Here is a 17,463-nt window from a genome sequence, read left to right as displayed (position 1 = left end):
AACCATTGGAACAGTCGCGGAACGAATCGGCGACGAATCAATGACTCGTCCTGATTCCGGCTTTGTTCACCCCCATATCTGCCCTGCGGGACCATCCACGACACCATATGCTGAATCGCCCTCGCAGCGATTCCGCCAAGCCGCCCCGGTTGCGTTAACCTTTCAAATCCACGCCGCTCCGCAAGGTGGCCAGTCAGCCGCTCATTTTAAGAGTTTATCAATATTTCCAAATACTTCGTTAATCAGATACCCGGTCTTTGAACGATCGGATTAACCTTCGGAACAGCGGTGGAACGAATCGGCGACGAATCATTGACCTGGCCCGGTTGGCCATTTGTTCACCACAACATATGGATTCTCGCCCACCATGCTGCCACTAGTTTTGGACAGTCGGCACCACGGTATCGACGCTGCCCAACCCGAAAATTAACCTTTGCCGTTTGCTGCGCTTGCCAAAATCACCTGTCGAATCCTTCGCTAGCCATTCTCAGTCGCTCAGATTTTATTAAACATTCCAATCACTTCATAAATGCATTTGGTGGCATTTTCCGGTTCCTGTTAACTTCCGGAACAGCGCTGGAACGAATCGGCGACGAATCAGCTTCAAGCGGGATTTCCCGGTTTGTTCACCACCAGATCTTGTGATTTGGCCCGCGTCGCCATCTATTGAGCTGCTGAAAAAGGTGAGAATGAAAGGGTTGACACCCGGTTCCGTTAACCTTTGCGGTTCCGGCCGGGACTCATCCGGTCTGCTTCCGTCGCAGGACCTCCCGCAACGATGCCTCGATCTGCCCACCACACCATGCGTCTCCGAATGCCGCGTCGCTCCGGGACCTGAGCTCAATCTGGGAATCAATCGCCGCAATCCGGTCCGTAAGCCCGGCAATCGCCGGGGCATGACGGTCCAGCACCGGCCTGAGCGCGGGCAGCTTTGCGGTCATCGTGCCCCACAATGTTGAAGTTACGAGATCAGCCAGCCCCGGGGCATCACCTCCCAGCATGAATCCGGAACTCGCCCTCACGCCGTAACGCCAGCCGGTCTCCTCGAAAATTCCCATCCAGCGATGCAGTCTCGGTAGAAAATCCGCCCACGCCGCGTCCGTCCACATCTGCGCGCCATTGTACCGGGTCATCTCGTAGAGCACGTCATTGGCGTCGCATACGACCTTGAGGCACATCGCCCGTGTCGCGGGATCGGTTCCCGTCAAGTCGTGCTTTTCGCCAAGAAAGCTCAGGATCGCCGGCATCTGGGAAACATGGATGTTGCGCTGATGGTCCGTCAGAACCGGTGGTCCCATATGCGCGATCAGCTGTTCGCCCGGCGGTGATGTTCTTTGCGCAAGCGACGCCTCATATCCGGCCTCCTCCCAGACGCAGCCGATATGGGCAAGAACGGACCGGACGAACTGACCGCGGAATTGGATGGGCCAGTAGTAGAGCGTGTAATCAGTCACTGCCGATCTCTCCTTTAACTGGGCTTGTCCCGATCCGGATCCCCGACAGCAAGAAGGCCTCAGCAGAACATTCATTCCCAAATCAAAACGCCCGGCAGTTTCCCGCCGGGCGCAAATCCTTCAGACCGGGCCATTGTGATCAGCTGAAATACTGACCGCCATTGGCCGAAATCGTCGAGCCGGTAACAAAGCCCGCATCCTCGGACGCCAGGAAAACCACACAGCGTGCGATTTCTTCGGGCTCGCCGAGACGGCCCACCGGGATCTGCGGAATGATGCGCTCTTTAAGCACAGTCTCGTCGATGGCGCGCACCATGTCGGTGCCGATATAGCCCGGGCAGATCGCATTGACGGTGATGCCGGCACGCGCGCCTTCCTGGGCCAGCGCCCGGGTGAAGCCGATGTCACCAGCCTTGGCGGCGGAATAATTGACCTGGCCTGCCTGCCCCTTCTGACCGTTGATCGAGGAGATGTTGATGACGCGGCCATATTTGCGCTCGCGCATGCCGCCCCAGACCGGGTTGGTCATGTTGAACAGGCCGGTGAGGTTGGTGTTGATCACCTCGTTCCACATCTGCGGCGTCATCTTGTGGAACATGCCATCGCGGGTGATGCCGGCATTGTTGACCAGCACCGCCACCGGACCGAGATCAGCCTCGACCTGGGCGATTCCAGCAACGCAGGCATCATAGTCGGCGACCGACCATTTATAGGTCTTGATCCCGGTCTCTGCGGTGAACTTCGCGGCCGCCTCGTCATTGCCGGCATAGTTGGCGGCGACCGTATAGCCCGCCTGCTTCAGTGCGATTGAAATTGCCGCCCCGATCCCGCGTGACCCTCCCGTCACGATTGCTACTTTACTCATGCTGCTCCTCCTCAAGGATCACTTTTGACACTCTGTTGTCCGTCTTGAGCGGACTTGATCTAACCGGCGCGCTGGCTGGCTTCGAACCAGCGCGCCTGCCTCCCCTTCAGTCTCAGCCGCGCTCGACGCAGAGCGCCACGCCCATGCCGCCGCCGATGCACAGCGTCGCAAGACCCTTCTTGGCGTCGCGGCGGGCCATTTCGAACAGCAGCGTGTTCAGGATCCGCGCACCCGATGCACCGACCGGGTGACCGATGGCAATCGCGCCGCCATTGACGTTGACGATCGCCGGATCCCAGCCCATGTCCTTGTTGACCGCACAGGCCTGCGCAGCAAACGCCTCGTTGGCTTCCACCAGGTCGAGGTCGCTGACGCTCCAGCCGGCCTTTTCCAATGCCTTGCGCGACGCCGGGATCGGGCCGGTGCCCATGATCTGCGGGTCAACGCCGGCGGTGGCCCAGGAGACGATCCGTGCCATCGGTGTGATGCCGCGCTTGGAAGCTTCGGCTTCGCTCATCAGCACGGTGGCGGCAGCGCCGTCATTGATGCCCGATGCGTTGGCGGCGGTCACGGTGCCTTCCTTGTCGAACGCCGGGCGCAGCTTGGAGATGCCCTCGATGGTCACGCCATGCTTGATGTACTCGTCTTCCTCGACGACCGTGTCACCCTTGCGACCCTTGATGGTGACTGCGGCGATCTCATCCTTGAACTTGCCGGCCTTCTGCGCAGCTTCTGCCTTGTTCTGCGAATTGACGGCAAAGGTGTCCTGCTCGTCGCGCGAAAGCTGCCACTGCTTGGCAACGTTCTCGGCGGTATTGCCCATCAGGTAGTTGTAGAAGGCGTCGGTCAGCGCATCGTGCATCATGGTGTCGACCATGTTGGCCGCACCCATCTTCACGCCGTTGCGCAAATGCATTGCGTGAGGCGCCATCGACATAGACTCCTGACCACCGGCAACGATGATGTTGGCGTCGCCCGAGCTGATCTGCTGCATGCCGAGCGCCACCGCGCGCAAGCCGGAACCGCAGAGCTGATTGAGGCCCCAGGCTGTTGCTTCCTGCGGAATACCGGCAGCCATCGCCGCCTGCCGCGCCGGGTTCTGGCCCTGGCCCGCGGAGAGAATCTGGCCGAGGATGACTTCGTCGACTTCTTGCGGCGCAACACCGGCGCGCTCAAGCGCTGCCTTGATGGCGACTGCGCCCAGATCATGGGCGGCAACGGAAGACAGAGCGCCGTTGAAAGACCCGACCGGAGTGCGGGCGGCACTGGCGATAACGATAGAACTCATGATGGATTTTCCCTGTCATGTATTGTGAAAAGCTGTTCTGAACGTGCAGGAGCTTGCAGTTCCTGTCAAATCCCCGAACACCGAATATTCCATGCAATCGGTTAAATCAGGACCATAGTCTGACGATTCCCGGTCGCTTTCACCGCATTGCACAAAGGATTTGTCTTTATCAACGGTTTTCGCCTACAGTCTGGGGCCACGAGGCGGGGATCCGGTCTGGGGAGACCATTTGAGGAGAGTGAAGAATGGCGAAGAACAGCGGCACCATCACCATCAAGAAATACGCCAATCGCCGACTCTACAATACCGGCACCAGCACCTATGTGACGCTGGATGATCTGGCGGTCATGGTCAAGAAGGGCGAGGACTTCGTTGTCCTCGACGCCAAGAGCGGCGATGACATCACCCATTCGGTTCTGACCCAGATCATCTTCGAGCAGGAATCAAAGACCGGCAACACGCTCCTGCCCGTCTCCTTCCTCCGGCAGCTCATTTCTGTCTATGGCGACCAGTTGCAGATGGTTGTGCCGAGCTATCTCGAACACTCGATGTCGGCCCTGACAGAGCAGCAGGAGCAGGTCCGCGCCCAGATCACCAAGTCCTTCGGCGACAACCCGATGGCCCGCAACATCCAGCTGCCGATCCAGCTTGTCGAGGAACAGGTCCGCCGCAACACCGAGATGTTCCAGAAGGCGATGCAGATGTTCTCGCCCTTCGCGCTGGCCCATTCCGCGCCGTCGGAGGAAGCGCCGAAAAAATCCGACACCTCGAAGGATATCGATGAGCTCAAGTCGCAGCTCAAGCAGCTTCAGGACAAGATCAACTCGATCGACAGCTGACCTTCGCAACGCCCCAGCAGTCCATCAAAGAACAAATCCGGGTTGATTGTTTCCCTCAGGGCAAAACAGCTTTCGCTATCCGCCTGTCGCAAACCGGTGGCGCGCACGCCGCGGGAACGCCTATAAGCGTGTCATCCGTTCCCGATACAGACCCGAAAGGCATTTCCCATGACCGAACTTACCCTGGCCAAGTCACTCGAGATCATCGACAGCGCGCTGGCGAAAAGCAAGGAACTCGGCCTCAAGCCGCTTGCCGTGGCCGTGCTCGATGCCGGCGGTCACCTCAAGGCCTTCCAGCGCGAGGACGGGGCATCGATGATGCGGTTCGAGATTGCCAGCGGCAAGGCCTATGGCGCGATTGCGCTTGGCGTCGGGTCGCGCTGGCTCAATGCCCAGGCCGAAACCCGGCCGCATTTCCTGGAAGGCCTCTCGGCCGTTTCCGGCGGCAAGATCGTCGCCATTCCCGGCGGCGTTCTGGTCAAGGATTCCACCGGTGCCATCATCGGTGCCGTCGGCATCACCGGTGATACGTCCGACAATGACGAGATCGCCGCGATTGCCGGTATCGAGGCCGCCGGCTTCACGCCGGACGCAGGCTGACCCCGCGCGCAACCACCAGAGCCGGTCATCTTTAGGATGATCGGCTCTGGGATTGCCGGGTTACAGCCCGATCGAGACGTCCCGGCCTGCGGACCGGATCGAGACGGAAAATCCGGCAATCACATCGATGAATGCGATCACCATCAAAATGAAGAAAACCTGGGTTGCGGCATCACGTACCAGCAGGAACTCGACCAGGAAGGCCACGAAAACGAACATCGACAGCATGTGATCGATCACAGACCAGGGTCCGGTCCGCGTTGCCTTCAGCACTTCGATGAACAGCAACACCAGCGCGACCACGATCAGCAGGTCGCCCATGCTCATCGTCCAGGTCGCACCCGACATCATCGACGTCGAAAAGATCGTCGTCTGCAGTTCGGCGATACCGCCGCCGAGCAACCCGATCATGACCAGATTGTACCCGATCAGTGGCACGATCATCAGCGGAATAGCGGCAAGCATGGAAAACCTCGGAATGTAATGAGCGACACCGGCCCTTGCGGCCAGCGCGACCATGCGAAATCCATCCGCCAAGCGCAAGCGCTTCGATCAGAACTTTATCATATTCGTGTCTTCGGCTGCCCGGCAGATCTGCCGGGCCGGTTCGGGCCCGCTGTCAGCCGCACCGTACCAACGCCGCGGCTTGCTGTTGATGGCGCCGGATGACCGGCGACAATCTCAGGCATAGACCACGAGAAGATCCTTTGCATCGATCTGGTCGCCGGTCCTGACCAGGACCTCGGCCAGCGTGCCATCGCGCTCGGCGTGGATCGCTGTTTCCATCTTCATCGCCTCGATCGACACCAGCACATCGCCGGCGGTAACGTCCTGGCCGGCGGTGACCGCAACGGTCGAAATCACCCCGGGCATGGGTGCCGCCACATGCGCGTCGTTGCCGGCTTCCGCCTTGCGCCGCGCCGCCGACCCCGATGCGCCATGCGCCCGGTCGGGCACCTTCACCCGCCTCGGCTGGCCGTTGAGTTCGAAGAACACGGTGACCATGCCCTTGTCGTCCGGCTCGCCCTGGGCGAGATTCTGGATCACCAGCGTCTTGCCCTTCTCGATCTCGACAAACAGCTCGCCGCCAACTGGGATACCGTAGAAATAGGCCGGCGTCGGCAGCATGCTGACCGGTCCATAGGTTTCCGTCGCCAGAGCAAAATCGGTGAACACCTTCGGATACATCAGGTAGGAGGCAAACTCGTTCTCGCCGATCTCGCGCTCGAGCTTGGTCTCGATTTCCTTGCGTTCGGCTTCCAGATCCGCATCCGGCAGCAGCGAGCCGGGTCGCGCGGTATAGGCTTCATCGCCCTTGAGCACCTTGCCCTGCAAAGCCTTCGGCCAGCCCGATGGCGGCTGCCCGAGATCGCCGCGCATCATCGAAACCACCGAATCGGGGAAGGAAACATCCTTGCCGGGGTTCTCCACATCCGCGACACTGAGATCCTGGCTGACCATCATCAGCGCCATATCGCCCACCACCTTGGAAGACGGCGTCACCTTGACGATATCGCCGAACATCTGGTTGGCATCGGCATAGGCCTGCGCCACTTCATGCCAGCGGGTCTCGAGTCCCAGCGAACGCGCCTGCTCCTTCAGATTGGTGAACTGGCCGCCCGGCATCTCGTGAAGATAGACTTCCGAGGCCGGTCCCTTGAGGTCGCTCTCGAACGCCGCATACTGGTTGCGCACCGCCTCCCAGTAGAACGAGATCCGGCGGATCCACTCGGTATCAAGACCAGGATCGCGCTCGTGGCCCTTGAGCGCCTCGACGATCGAGCCCAGGCACGGCTGCGAGGTGTTGCCGGAAAGCGCGTCCATGGCCGCATCGACGGCGTCAACACCGCTGTCGACCGCCGCCAGCACCGTCGCCGCCGAGATTCCCGACGTGTCATGCGTGTGGAAATGGATCGGCAGATCGGTGGCCTCGCGCAACGCCTTGAACAATTGCCGCGCCGCGGCCGGTTTCAGCAGCCCGGCCATGTCCTTGACCGCGATGATATGGGCGCCGGCCTTTTCCAGCTCTGCCGCAAGCGCGGTGTAGTACTTCAGGTCGTATTTCGGCCGGGCCGAATTGAGAATGTCGCCGGTGTAGCAGATCGTTGCTTCACACAGCTTGTTCTCCTCGCACACAGCGTCCATCGACACGCGCATGTTCTCGACCCAGTTGAGGCAGTCGAACACGCGGAACAGGTCGATCCCGCCCTGCGCCGCCTGGCGCACAAAATGCTTGACCACATTATCGGGATAATTCTTGTAGCCGACGCCATTGGCGCCGCGCAGCAGCATCTGCAACAGCAGGTTCGGCGCGCCCTGCCGCACCATTTCGAGCCGTTCCCACGGATCCTCGGTCAGGAACCGCATCGACACGTCAAAGGTCGCCCCGCCCCAGCACTCCAGCGACAGGAGGTCAGGCAGCGCCCGGGCATAGGCACCGGCGACGGCTGCAATGTCGTGTGTCCGCATCCGGGTGGCGAGAAGCGACTGGTGGCCGTCACGCATCGTCGTATCGGTCATCAGGACCCGCTTTTGCGCCCGCATCCAGTCGGCAAACCCCTTCGGCCCAAGCTGGTCGAGCCGCTGCCGGGTGCCATCGACCACCGGCATGTCGACATGCGGCACCCGCGGCGGCGCCGCATCGGCCGCCGGCAATGGGCGTCCCTTCGTCTCGGGATGGCCATTGACGGTCACGTCCGCCAGATAGGTCAGAAGCTTGGTGGCGCGGTCCTGACGCTTGACCTGCTCGAACAGTTCCGGCGTCGAATCGATGAAGCGCGTCGTGTAGGTGTTGTTGCGGAACTCCGGGTGACCGATGATCGCCTCGAGGAAGGTCAGGTTGGTGGCCACGCCACGTATGCGGAATTCCCGCAGTGCCCGGTCCATCCGGTGAATGGTTTCCTCCGGCGTCGGCGCCCAGGCCGTAACTTTCTCAAGCAGCGGATCGTAAAAGCGTGTGATCACCGCTCCCGAATAGGCCGTACCGCCATCAAGCCGGATGCCGAAGCCGGTGGCGCCGCGATAGGCGGTGATGCGGCCATAGTCCGGAATGAAATTCTGCTCCGGGTCTTCCGTGGTAATGCGGCACTGCAGTGCATGGCCGTTGAGCCGGATGTCGGCCTGCGCCGGAACGCCCGATTCCGGCGTGCCGATGACGGCGCCTTCGAGGATGTGGATCTGCGCCTTGACGATATCGATGCCGGTCACTTCCTCGGTCACCGTATGTTCGACCTGGATGCGCGGATTGACCTCGATGAAGTAGAAGGCACCGGTGTCGATATCCATCAGGTATTCGACTGTGCCCGCGCCGACATAGCCGGTGGCATTTGCGATCTTGAGCGAGTAGGCCGCCAGCTCCTGCCGCTGGGCCTCCGTCAGGTAAGGGGCGGGGGCGCGCTCGACAACCTTCTGGTTGCGGCGCTGCACCGAGCAGTCGCGCTCGAACAGATGCACGGCATTGCCATGCGTGTCGCCGAGAACCTGGCTTTCGACATGGCGCGCCCGCTCCACCAGCTTCTCGAGATAGACTTCATCCTTGCCGAACGCCGCCTTTGCCTCGCGCTTGGCTTCGGTGACTTCGCGGGCCAGGTCCTTCGGGTCGCGAATGGCACGCATGCCCCGGCCACCCCCGCCCCACGAGGCCTTCAGCATGACCGGATAGCCGATCTCGTCGGCCATTCGTGCGACTTGGTCCATGTCGTCGGGAAGCGGCTCGGTAGCTGGTACCACCGGCACTCCAATCTCGATCGCCAGGTTGCGTGCCGCCACCTTGTTGCCCAGCCGGCGCATGGTCTCCGGCCTGGGGCCGATGAAGATGATGCCGTTCTCGGCGCAGGCATCGGCGAATTCCGGGCTTTCGGACAACAGGCCATATCCCGGATGGATCGCATCCGCACCCGACAGCTTTGCAACGCGGATCACCTCGTCGATCGACAGGTAGCTTTCGATCGGACCAAGATCCCGTTCCAGGTGAGGACCACGGCCGACCTGGTAGGATTCATCCGCCTTGAAGCGGTGCAGTGCAAGCTTGTCTTCTTCCGCCCAGATCGCGACGGTTTTCATCCCCAGTTCGTTGGCGGCGCGAAACACGCGAATGGCAATTTCCGAACGGTTGGCGACAAGAATCTTGGAAATCGGCACGAAGAGGCTCCCGGGTTTGGGCAAGAAAAGCGGGGCCTCAACGAGCCCCGCCTTCAATCATTAGCGCCTGTTTTGCTGCAGTGCAAATTGGAGCCGATCATCTTTAGATGGAATTGTTTGAACGCCGGGATTTCGAGATCTGGCCAGAAGCGTGCAGCGACGCGGCGCAAGCGCCGTTAGCCTCGCGCGACGCAGTCCAGGGCGCAAAAGGCCAGGTTCAAACAATTCCAGCTAAAGATGATCGGCTCTAGGAGATGAGCCCGAGCCGGAAGGCGATCGCCACCACGTGATGGCGATTCTTGGCCTGCAATTTGTCCTGGATGCCGTTCATGTACCAGTCGACCGTGTGCGCCGAAAGGCCCAGCGTGGCGCCCATTTCGTTGGACGTCATGCCGTAGCCCAGATACTCGAGCGTTTCCATTTCACGCCGCGTCAGGGGCATTGTCACCGGTCGGCTGATCCGCTCGTGCGCATCCGGATCGAGTGCCTCGAGCAGTTCCCAGAACGCCTTTTTGGCCAGCGCATCCATCATCGCCATTTCCGACGGGGACAGCTCGACCGGACGGCCCGCGACTGTCAGGACGCCGACCAGGCCACGCCGGCCGTGGACAGGAAACGCATATCCGTCCTCAAGGCCGAAACGGCGGGCATCGGCCATCATTCGCTGCATCCGCTTGTGGTGGGGGTCTTCCTTGAAGGCTTCCATCGGCTCGCGCCAGCGATAGCCGCGCTGGCTGTGCCCCAGATAGCGGACAATCGGATCGATGGTTGCGTATTTCCGTTTCACATAGAGGTCGGGCCAGCCCTTGGGCCACTGCCCTTCGAGCATGATATCGGAAGCCGGACTCTCCGGTCCGGGTTGCCGCACCAGTGTGAAATAGTCAAATCCGAGCCGGCTGACAACATCGCGGATCCGGGCGCGAATGCTCTCTGCGCCTTCCTCTTCGTTTCGTTCAGCATCAAGAAACTGCAGAACGGCGTTCATTTCCATAATCTCCCCCAGAGGACCATATCCGGCGACTGTCGCTAAAAAATCAGTAATATTTGCCAGTAAAATCAGCTTTCAAAGCGCATTGTAATCCTAAATCTTGCAGTTGCGCCAGTATTTCTTTGCAATCTCACCACGAGGAAGCGAGTGGGTTCCGCTCCGCCACAAAAAACCGGCCCGCGCAGCAGGCGCAGGCCGGTTCGGTCAGGGTAGGGATCGTCAGGGATCAGATGCAGGCTTCGAACAGTGCCTTGGTATTCTCGGATGTCATCTCTACCGGATTGCCGCCGGCGCTCGGGTCTTCCAGCGCCATCGCCGTCATCTCGTCGATCCGGTCGCGGCCTACGCCAAGTTCGGCCAGCTTGTCCGGAACGCCGAGGTCGGCCCTCAGCTGGAGCACATAATCGTAAAACCCGTCGAAACCGCCGGAGATGCCCATATAGGCCGCAGCCCGGGCGATGCGCTCCTCGATGACGGGACGGTTCATCCTGAGCACCGGCGGCATCACCACCGCATTGGTCATGCCATGATGGGTATTGTAGACCGCACCCACCGGATGCGACAGCGCATGGATGGCGCCGAGCCCTTTCTGGAAAGCCACCGCGCCCATGGCGGCCGCACTCATCATTTCCGCGCGAGCGTCCAGGTTTGAGCCGTCAGCCACCACCAGCGGCAGGTTTTCCTTCACCAGCCGCATGCCCTCGAGCGCGATGCCCTGGCTCATCGGATGGTAGAACGGCGAGGAATAGGCTTCCAGGCAATGCGCGAACGCATCCATGCCGGTGCCGACCGTGATGATCTTCGGCATGCCGACGGTCAGTTCCGGGTCGCAGATCGTCACCGCCGGAAGCAGTTTCGGATGGAAGATGATCTTCTTGACGTGCGTCACCGAATTGGTCAGCACCCCTGCCCGGCCGACTTCCGAGCCGGTGCCCGCGGTCGTCGGCACGGCGATGATCGGCGCGATCGTGTCGGCATTGGCGCGGGTCCACCAGTCGCCGATATCCTCGAAATCCCAGACCGGACGGGTCTGCCCGGCCTGAAAAGCGATCAGCTTGCCCAGATCGAGGCCCGAGCCGCCACCGAAGGCGATGACACCGTCGTGGCCGCCAGCCTTGAACACGGCGACACCGGCCTCGAGGTTCTTCTCGTTCGGGTTCGGATCGACTTCCGCGAACATTGCCCGGCCCAGGCCTGCGGCTTCCAGAAGATCAAGCGCATTGACCGTGATCGGCAGCGAGGCAAGCCCCCGGTCGGTGACCAGAAGCGGCTTCTTCATGCCTGCGGCCGCGCAGGCCTCGGCAAGTTCGGAAATGCGGCCAGCCCCGAAACGGATGGCTGTCGGATAGGACCAGTTGGCGCGCGGGCTCATGCGGATTTCTTTCTCAGATGGTAGGATTTGGGGCGGGTGAGATTGTGGAAGCCGATTTCCGACAGCGATCCGCCGCGGCCGGTGGCCTTGCAGCCGGTCCAGCACAGCGCCGGGTCGAGATAATCCGCCCGGTTCATGAACACAGTGCCGGTCTCGATCTCGGCGCCGATGCGCGCTGCCCGCTCGGCGTCATTGGTCCACAGCGAGGCAGTCAGGCCGAACTGGCAATCATTCATCAGCGCAAGTGCCTGCTCGTCACTGTCGACCGGCATGATCCCGACAACGGGTCCGAAGCTTTCATCACGCATCACCCGCATGTCGTGGGTCACGTCGACCAGCACCTGTGGCATCAGGTAGGCGCCGCCGTCATCGGCCGGAAACAGCTTCGGATCGATCAGCCCGCGCGCGCCTTGCGCAATGGCCTCCGCCGTCTGTGCCCGGACTTCCTGCGCGAAGCGCACATTGGCCATCGGCCCGATGGTCGTCTCCTTGTCGAGCGGATTGCCGAGCTTGAGGCCCGATGAGACCCAGGCCGCAGCCTTCTCGACAAAGGCATCATAGAGCGGGCGGGCGACGTAGAGCCGTTCGATGCCGCAGCAGCACTGCCCGGCATTGAACATGGCACCGTCCATCAGCACGTCGACGGCCCAGTCGAGATCGGCGTCTTCCATCACGTAGCCGGGATCCTTGCCGCCGAGCTCAAGGCCCATGCCGGTGAAGGTACCGGCCGCGGCCCGCTCGATCGCCTTGCCGCCACCGACCGAGCCGGTGAAATTGATGAAATCGAAGCTGCCGGACGAAATCAGCTTCTCCGACCCCTGATGGTCGAGGAACAGATTGATGAACACGTCCTCCGGCACACCCGCCTCATGGAAGGCGCGGACCATGCGTTCGCCCACCAGCAGGGTCTGTGTCGCATGCTTGAGCACCACCGTGTTTCCGGCGATCAGCGCCGGAGCAACGGTGTTGATCGCTGTCATGTAGGGGTAGTTCCAGGGCGCGATGACGAAGACCACACCATGCGCCTCGCGCACGATCCGGCGTTCGAACTGGGCCGAGTTCTCGATCTCGATCGGCGCCAGCGCCCGCGCGGCAATTTCGGCCATGTAGTTTGTGCGCTCGTTGACGCCGCCGAACTCGCCGCCATAGCGCACGGGCCGGCCCATCATCCAGGCCAGTTCCGGCACCACTTCGTCTTGCATTTCTTGGAGCCGGGCGACGCCCGCCCGGACCAGCGCGATGCGCTCTTCAAGCGAACGTCGGGCCCAGTCCTTCTGCGCCTTGCGCGACCGGGCGACGGCGGCTGCCGCATCATCCACGCCCATGACCGGGCGCTCGGCATAGACCGACCCGTCAACCGGCGATATCAGTTTCAAACTGCTCATTGCTTGGTCTCCCTCAGGCGGCCTTCCCGTGTCTGGGCAGTGCCGGCCATCATACATGTCTGTTGTGTCTGCCGGTCAGGCGCGCTCGAAACCGCGGGCAATTTCCCAGTCGGTTACGGCCTTGTCGAATTCTTCCTGTTCCCACTCCGCGCAGCGCACATAGTGGTCAACCACGGCATCGCCCAGGGCCTCCCGCAGCATTTGCGAGTTCCGCAAGGTTTCCGTCGATGCCCGCAAGGTCGAGGGGATGTGCTTGGCGTTCGCATTTTCGTAGATGTCACCAGCCGTCGGCGGCGCCAGTTCGAGCTTGTTCTCGATACCCTTGATTCCAGCCGCCAGCAGCGCCGCCTGGGCAAGATAGGGGTTCATGTCCGAGCCGCCGATGCGGCATTCGACACGCACCGCCTTGGTGCCCTCGCCGCACAGGCGGAAACCGGCGGTGCGGTTGTCGACCGACCAGACCGCGCGGGTTGGCGCAAAGGTGCCCTTCATGAAACGCTTGTAGCTGTTCACATAGGGCGCCAGGAACCAGGTGTAATCCGAGGCGTACTCGATCAGACCCGCCATGAAGTGGCGCATCAGCTCGGACATGCCGTACTCGCCGTTCCCGTCGCGGAACGCGGGCTCCTTGCCGCTCCACAGCGACATATGCACATGCGACGACGAGCCCACCTTGTTTGCGTTCCACTTCGGCAGGAAGGTGACCGAACGGCCATTGGCCCAGGCAATTTCCTTGACCGCGTGCTTGGCAATGGTGTGATGGTCGGCGCAATCGAGCGCTTCCGAGTAACGGATGTTGAGCTCTTCCTGGCCGGTCTCGGCTTCGCCCTTCGAGTTTTCGATCGGAATGCCGGCGGCAAACAGATGGTTGCGCACCGGGCGCATGATGCTCTCTTCCTTGGTCGTCTGCAGGATGTGGTAATCCTCGTTATAGGCGCTGATCGGGGTCAGCTCGCGGTAGCCCGAGCGGGCGAGATCGCGAAAACTCTGCTCGAACAGGAAGAACTCGAGCTCTGTCGCCATCATCGCCTCGTAGCCCAGTTCCTTCAGCCGGGCGATCTGCACTTTCAGGATCTGCCGCGGCGATTGCGGCACCGGCTTGTGGGTATTGTGATCAAGAAGGTCGCACAGCACCATCGCCGTGCCTTCCAGCCACGGCACCCGCCGCAGGGTGGAAAGGTCGGGCTGCATCACGTAGTCGCCATAACCCGCCTGCCAGCTGGTCGTCGCATAGCCGTTCGGCGTCGCCATTTCGAGGTCCGTCGCCAGCATGTAGTTGCAGCAATGGGTTTCCTTGTGGCTCGACTCGATGAAGTTCTGCACATGAAAACGCTTGCCCATCAGGCGGCCCTGCATGTCGACACAGCACACCAGCACGGTGTCGATATCGCCGGAGCCTGCGGCAGATTTCAGCTCATCGAAGGTAAGGTTTCCAGCCATGTGATCTGATCCTGGTAAGCGGCCCCCGGGGGCCGGGATTTCGTGATGCGCTGTAGCGGCAATCCGCCCCCCGGCGCAAGCCGGGAGGCGGCGATTTCAAAGGTCGGCGCAATCAGCTTTCGCCGTAGGGGAATCCAGCGGCATTGATGACGCTGTTGTATTCCTTGAAGATCGAGATGACCTTTGCCTTGGTTTCGCTTTCCGCGGCAATCTCGTCCCAGAACACCTTGGCGGCGTCTTCGACCTGTTTCCAGTCGGAGGCCGGAACCGAGCGCAACTGCAGCTTGTCGCCGGTGGCGCGCAGCTTGGCTTCGCCGCCCCAGTACCACTGGTTGCGGAACGTGTGGGTCGCTTCCATGCAGGAAATGTAGAGCGCCTTGAGGTGTTCCGGCAGCGCGTTCCACTTCTCCTCGTTGGCGAACCAGGAACCGATCCAGGCGCCGGAGATGTTGTTGGTCAGGAAGTAGTCGGTCACATCGGCCCAGCCGACCGTGTAGTCCTCGGTGATGCCCGACCACGACATGCCGTCGAGTTCGCCGGTCTGCACCGCAACTTCGGCGTCCTCGTAGGGAATCGACACCGGCACCACACCGAACTGGGTGAGGAAGCGGCCGGCGGTCGGGAAGGTGTAGAGCTTCAGACCGTCGAGGTCGGCAACGCTGGTGATTTCCTTCTTGGTGTTGAAGTTGCACGGATCCTGGCCTGCGGCCGAGAGCCAGACAACGCCGGTACCCGAATAGGCTTCACGCCAGATGTCGGCCAGGCCGTATTGCTGGAACAACACCGGCACGTCGAGGATCGAGCGGGTTGCGAACGGGAAGTAGCCGCCGAACAGGCCTACTTCGACAGGCGAAGCCATCGAATCGTCATCGGAATGGACCGCGTCGATGGTGCCCGCCTGCATGGCGCGGAACAACTCGCCAGTCGGCACGATCTGGTCTGCGAAGAACAGCTCGATCACCATTTCGCCGTTCGCCGCCTTGTTGAAGGCGTCGACGAAGGGCTGGGTCACGTACTGGCCCAGCGTTGCGCCGGCGTAGGTCTGCATGCGCCAGCGGATTGGCTCCTGCGCAATCGCCGGCGGTGCGGCGAGCGCTGTTCCGGCTGCCGCACCGGCGGCAACGCCGGCCTTGGTCAGAAATTGACGCCTCTTGATATTGCTCATGCTGTTCTCCTTTTTGGTTTCGTCTTCTTCGGATGTGCTCACTTCAGCCCTGGAGTTTGCCCCGGAATTGCTCGGGCAACCACAGTGCGATTTCCGGGTACATCATCACGATCACCAATGTGAGCAGCATGACCGCGACGAAGGGAATGACGGACACATAGATATGGCGCAGCTTGATCTCCGGCGGCGCCATGGCCCGCATCAGGAACAGGTTGTAGCCGAACGGCGGCGTCATGTAGGCGATCTGGCAGGTGATGGTGTAGAGCACACCGTACCAGACCAGATCGAAGCCGAGGATCTTGACCAGAGGCACGTAGAGCGGCGCCACGATCACCAGCATTGCCGTGTCGTCAAGGAATGTCCCCATCAGCAGGAAGCTGAGCTGCATCAGGATCAGCACGTGCCAGGGCTCGAGACCGAGCTGGCCGAGGAAGAAATTCTCGATCGCGCGCACGGCACCCAGACCGTCGAACACGGCGCCGAAACAAAGTGCGGCGAGAATGATCCACATGAACATGCAGGAGATGCCGAGCGTCTTGCGCATGACGTTCTCCATCACCTCCCGGGACAGCCGTCCCTTGATGAAGGCAGCGGCCATCGAGGCCAGCGCGCCCACGGCCGAGCTTTCCACCAGGCTGGTGTAGCCCATCAGGAACAGCCCGTTCATCAGGAAGAAGATCATGAACGGCAGGAAGCCGGCGCGCAGCAGGCTGATCCGCTCCTTCCAGGTGATCGCGTCGCGCTCGGCCTTCGGCAGCGGCGGCCCCAGATGCGGTTGCAACTGGCAGCGGATGGCGATGTAGAGAATGAACAGCCCGGCCATCAGCAGACCCGGAAACACCCCGGCAAGCCACAGCTGGCTCACCGGCTGCCGTGCGATCATGCCGTAAAGCACCAGCACCACCGAGGGCGGAATCAGGATCCCCAGCGAGGATCCGCCCTGGATCACCCCGGTGATCATCACCTTGTCGTAGTTGCGCCTGAGCAACTCAGGCAGCGCGATGGTCGCGCCGATGGCCATGCCAGCCACCGACAGGCCGTTCATGGCAGAGATCACCACCATCAGGAAGATCGTGCCGATCGCAAGACCGCCCGGAACCGGGCCGAACCAGACATGGAACATCCTGTAGAGATCATCCGCGATCCGGCTTTCCGACAGCATGTAGCCCATGAAGATGAACATCGGCAGCGTCAGCAGCGGATACCATTTCATCAGCTTGATCGACTGCGTAAACGCGATCTCGACACCGCCGGTGCCCCACAGCGGCAGTGCCGCGATCACCGCGACGGCACCGATGACGCCGAACACACGCTGTCCGGTCAGGAGCAGCGCCATCATCGAGGCGAACATGAACAGCGCGATAAGTTCGTAGCTCACAGGCCGGCCTCGCTTGCATGGTTTACGCTGACACCGCGCAGGAACAGAATGTCACGGAAGAGCTCGGCCACGGTCTGCAGCAGCATGAGCAGAATGCCGATGACGGCAATGAGCTTGACCGGCCACATGTAGGGCCGCCAGACCGAATGCGCCCGCTCGCCCCACTCGATGGCATAGGTCGTGCTTGAGATGCCGCCATAGAGCAGGACGCAGAGATAGAAGATCAGGAACAGCACCGTGACGGAATCGATCGCCGCCTTTCGGCGTGGAGACCACATGCCGTAGATCAGGTCCATCCGCACGTGATCGCCCATCTGCATCGAATAGGCGCCGCCAAGCAGGTAGTAACCGACCATGATGAACTGGGCGAATTCGAGCGTCCAAAGCGCCGGCGATCCGGCATACTTCGTCACCGACGACCAGAACAAGACGCCCATCAGCGCAAAGATCAGATACATCGCAAAGCGCCCGACACGCCTGTTGAAGGTATCGACGATCCGGATATAGCGTTCCATGAAACCCATTATCGTCCGGCCCCCGGGCAACGCC

The 17,463-nt window shown here is 61.4% G+C and carries 14 protein-coding genes; 2 read left to right on the top strand and 12 right to left on the bottom strand.

The window, feature by feature from the left end; all coding sequences use genetic code 11:
* Positions 1–740: 740 nt before the first annotated feature.
* The 3 genes from SPHINGO391_RS24360 to SPHINGO391_RS24350 form a co-directional block, all read right to left on the bottom strand.
* Positions 741–1,454, bottom strand: a complete 714-nt coding sequence (locus tag SPHINGO391_RS24360; protein WP_152011274.1) for a glutathione S-transferase — start codon at positions 1,452–1,454, stop codon at positions 741–743.
* A gap of 139 nt (positions 1,455–1,593) precedes the next feature.
* The gene (gene phbB / locus SPHINGO391_RS24355; RefSeq protein ID WP_152011273.1) at positions 1,594–2,319 is read right to left on the bottom strand and encodes an acetoacetyl-CoA reductase; all 726 of its coding nucleotides are present in this window, start codon (positions 2,317–2,319) and stop codon (positions 1,594–1,596) included.
* A 112-nt stretch (positions 2,320–2,431) separates the two neighbouring features.
* The gene (locus SPHINGO391_RS24350; protein ID WP_152011272.1) at positions 2,432–3,607 is read right to left on the bottom strand and encodes an acetyl-CoA C-acetyltransferase; all 1,176 of its coding nucleotides are present in this window, start codon (positions 3,605–3,607) and stop codon (positions 2,432–2,434) included.
* Between the two features lie 245 nt (positions 3,608–3,852).
* Between SPHINGO391_RS24350 and phaR the strand changes: the two genes are divergently transcribed.
* Positions 3,853–4,446 (top strand): polyhydroxyalkanoate synthesis repressor PhaR, encoded by a 594-nt coding sequence (gene phaR / locus SPHINGO391_RS24345; RefSeq protein WP_152011271.1) that lies wholly within the window; start codon positions 3,853–3,855, stop codon positions 4,444–4,446.
* A gap of 168 nt (positions 4,447–4,614) precedes the next feature.
* Entirely contained in the window at positions 4,615–5,046 is a 432-nt protein-coding gene (locus SPHINGO391_RS24340) for a heme-binding protein (protein ID WP_152011270.1), read from the top strand.
* A gap of 60 nt (positions 5,047–5,106) precedes the next feature.
* Here SPHINGO391_RS24340 and SPHINGO391_RS24335 read toward each other — a convergent pair whose 3' ends face one another.
* The 9 genes from SPHINGO391_RS24335 to SPHINGO391_RS24295 all read right to left on the bottom strand — a co-directional run bounded on the left by SPHINGO391_RS24335 (position 5,107) and on the right by SPHINGO391_RS24295 (position 17,438).
* Entirely contained in the window at positions 5,107–5,511 is a 405-nt protein-coding gene (locus tag SPHINGO391_RS24335; RefSeq protein WP_152011724.1) for a hypothetical protein, read from the bottom strand.
* Positions 5,512–5,727: 216 nt separating this feature from the next.
* Positions 5,728–9,186, bottom strand: coding sequence for a pyruvate carboxylase (gene pyc, locus SPHINGO391_RS24330; protein WP_152011269.1), 3,459 nt, complete (start codon positions 9,184–9,186; stop codon positions 5,728–5,730).
* A 247-nt stretch (positions 9,187–9,433) separates the two neighbouring features.
* Positions 9,434–10,171 carry an autoinducer binding domain-containing protein gene (locus SPHINGO391_RS24325; protein ID WP_244615349.1) on the bottom strand — a complete coding sequence of 246 codons (738 nt, stop codon included), beginning with the start codon at positions 10,169–10,171 and terminating at the stop codon, positions 9,434–9,436.
* 229 nt (positions 10,172–10,400) lie between these two features.
* Positions 10,401–11,546 (bottom strand): iron-containing alcohol dehydrogenase, encoded by a 1,146-nt coding sequence (locus SPHINGO391_RS24320; protein ID WP_152011267.1) that lies wholly within the window; start codon positions 11,544–11,546, stop codon positions 10,401–10,403.
* The gene (locus SPHINGO391_RS24315) at positions 11,543–12,931 is read right to left on the bottom strand and encodes an aldehyde dehydrogenase family protein (protein WP_152011266.1); all 1,389 of its coding nucleotides are present in this window, start codon (positions 12,929–12,931) and stop codon (positions 11,543–11,545) included. The genes SPHINGO391_RS24320 and SPHINGO391_RS24315 overlap by 4 nt, the downstream gene beginning before the upstream one ends.
* Positions 12,932–13,006: 75 nt before the next feature.
* A complete protein-coding gene (locus SPHINGO391_RS24310) occupies positions 13,007–14,371 on the bottom strand; it encodes a glutamine synthetase family protein (protein ID WP_152011265.1) in 1,365 nt (454 codons plus the stop codon).
* A gap of 112 nt (positions 14,372–14,483) precedes the next feature.
* Positions 14,484–15,536, bottom strand: coding sequence for a TRAP transporter substrate-binding protein (locus tag SPHINGO391_RS24305; RefSeq protein ID WP_193217401.1), 1,053 nt, complete (start codon positions 15,534–15,536; stop codon positions 14,484–14,486).
* A gap of 43 nt (positions 15,537–15,579) precedes the next feature.
* Positions 15,580–16,914, bottom strand: a complete 1,335-nt coding sequence (locus SPHINGO391_RS24300; RefSeq protein WP_152011264.1) for a TRAP transporter large permease subunit — start codon at positions 16,912–16,914, stop codon at positions 15,580–15,582.
* Entirely contained in the window at positions 16,911–17,438 is a 528-nt protein-coding gene (locus tag SPHINGO391_RS24295; RefSeq protein ID WP_152011263.1) for a TRAP transporter small permease subunit, read from the bottom strand. Before SPHINGO391_RS24295 ends, SPHINGO391_RS24300 begins: the two co-directional genes overlap by 4 nt.
* Positions 17,439–17,463 lie beyond the last annotated feature (25 nt).

The sequence above is a fragment of the Hoeflea sp. EC-HK425 genome (assembly GCF_902498795.1).
Lineage (GTDB): Bacteria > Pseudomonadota > Alphaproteobacteria > Rhizobiales > Rhizobiaceae > Hoeflea > Hoeflea alexandrii.
Note: the sequence above shows the minus strand (reverse complement) of the source record. Positions and strands in the feature narration are given on the sequence as shown.

Coding starts and splice junctions, on each gene's coding strand:
- SPHINGO391_RS24340 (WP_152011270.1), top strand. CDS start 4,615: ATGACCGAACTTACCCTGGCCAAGTCACTCGAGATCATCGACAGCGCG.
- SPHINGO391_RS24320 (WP_152011267.1), bottom strand. CDS start 11,546: ATGAGCCCGCGCGCCAACTGGTCCTATCCGACAGCCATCCGTTTCGGG.
- phaR (WP_152011271.1), top strand. CDS start 3,853: ATGGCGAAGAACAGCGGCACCATCACCATCAAGAAATACGCCAATCGC.
- SPHINGO391_RS24335 (WP_152011724.1), bottom strand. CDS start 5,511: ATGCTTGCCGCTATTCCGCTGATGATCGTGCCACTGATCGGGTACAAT.
- SPHINGO391_RS24305 (WP_193217401.1), bottom strand. CDS start 15,536: ATGAGCAATATCAAGAGGCGTCAATTTCTGACCAAGGCCGGCGTTGCC.
- SPHINGO391_RS24315 (WP_152011266.1), bottom strand. CDS start 12,931: ATGAGCAGTTTGAAACTGATATCGCCGGTTGACGGGTCGGTCTATGCC.
- SPHINGO391_RS24295 (WP_152011263.1), bottom strand. CDS start 17,438: ATGGGTTTCATGGAACGCTATATCCGGATCGTCGATACCTTCAACAGG.
- SPHINGO391_RS24310 (WP_152011265.1), bottom strand. CDS start 14,371: ATGGCTGGAAACCTTACCTTCGATGAGCTGAAATCTGCCGCAGGCTCC.
- phbB (WP_152011273.1), bottom strand. CDS start 2,319: ATGAGTAAAGTAGCAATCGTGACGGGAGGGTCACGCGGGATCGGGGCG.
- SPHINGO391_RS24350 (WP_152011272.1), bottom strand. CDS start 3,607: ATGAGTTCTATCGTTATCGCCAGTGCCGCCCGCACTCCGGTCGGGTCT.
- SPHINGO391_RS24325 (WP_244615349.1), bottom strand. CDS start 10,171: ATGAACGCCGTTCTGCAGTTTCTTGATGCTGAACGAAACGAAGAGGAA.